Origin of the sequence: Caballeronia jiangsuensis (genome assembly GCF_046030135.1) — a bacterium.
Classification (GTDB): domain Bacteria; phylum Pseudomonadota; class Gammaproteobacteria; order Burkholderiales; family Burkholderiaceae; genus Caballeronia; species Caballeronia jiangsuensis.
On sequence record NZ_JAQQDB010000113.1, the window covers coordinates 1 to 980 of the forward strand.

1 protein-coding gene is annotated in these 980 nt (G+C 52.7%); it reads left to right on the top strand.

Annotated features, from left to right (window positions below; all coding sequences use genetic code 11):
* Positions 1 to 843, top strand: an 843-nt coding sequence (locus tag PQR08_RS38585) for a DUF6708 domain-containing protein (protein WP_408164483.1), incomplete at its 5' end; no start/stop codon positions are given.
* Between the last annotated feature and the right edge of the window lie 137 nt (positions 844 to 980).

Consider the following 980-nt stretch of genomic DNA (forward strand, 5'->3'; position numbering starts at 1 on the left):
TCCACTTTCATGGAACTGGTCGATCGCTGGTTTATCTATCGGGGTTACGTGACGTTTATTGGTCTGCTTGTCGCAATGATTCCGGTCGTGGGGGTAAGTTACCCAATGTTTGTTGAAAGCCAGAACATTCATCTAACTGATGGATACTTTATCGCCGTGAGTATTCTGCTCATTTTTGTTGCCGTATTTTTGGCTCTATCGATATGGATGTTATTAAAGGAATCCTTCCGCTGGACGCATTACCCCATCCGTTTCAACTACCGCAAGCGCATGGTGTACGTCTTCTGCCTTGACGGTGTGATTCGCTCGGCGAAGTGGAACGATCTCTTCTTTACGATCAGTCGGTGTAAGCGGTCATACACGCCAGGCTCGGGGCCGCAGATCTGGGACATTCGCGGTCACGCGCTCAAGGCAGACCGAAAGACGGTGGAGTGGACCTTTGCCCTGCACGGCGACAGTGAAGATCCTCGCCAGCTTAAAAACTGCTGGGAATTCGTCCGTCGCTATATGGAAGAAGGCCCGAAGGCCGTCTATGGCGATGTCCATTGGTGCCATGACGTTGCAACCAGACGTGAAACATTTCGCGAAGGATTGTTTGCGCTGAATCTGAACCTCAACGGACTGCCGAGGCTCATCCAGTACATCTCTGCGCCGGTAGTGTGGCTTATTTCGATTGGTCGCGTGTTCGCAATCAGGACCAGCAAGATTCCGCAATGGCCTGCAGAGATCGAGGCGAAGTGCCGGATCGATGCGTGCGACCCCTATCAGCGAACGGCTGCGCAGAATCCAGCGAAGTTTCCGACGGACCCCGTTAGTGTGGTTCGGGAGCAGATCAGTCAATGAGCCGTCTGAGCGTCGTACGGTCATAGTTCAATCCGCGTTTTTCTTCTGGAAGTTATGAGTCTTTTGATCATCCTCGTCGGTGACAGTACCGATCACGGCGGAAAAGTCGTCACGGGTTCGTCGACGCACAAGATCGC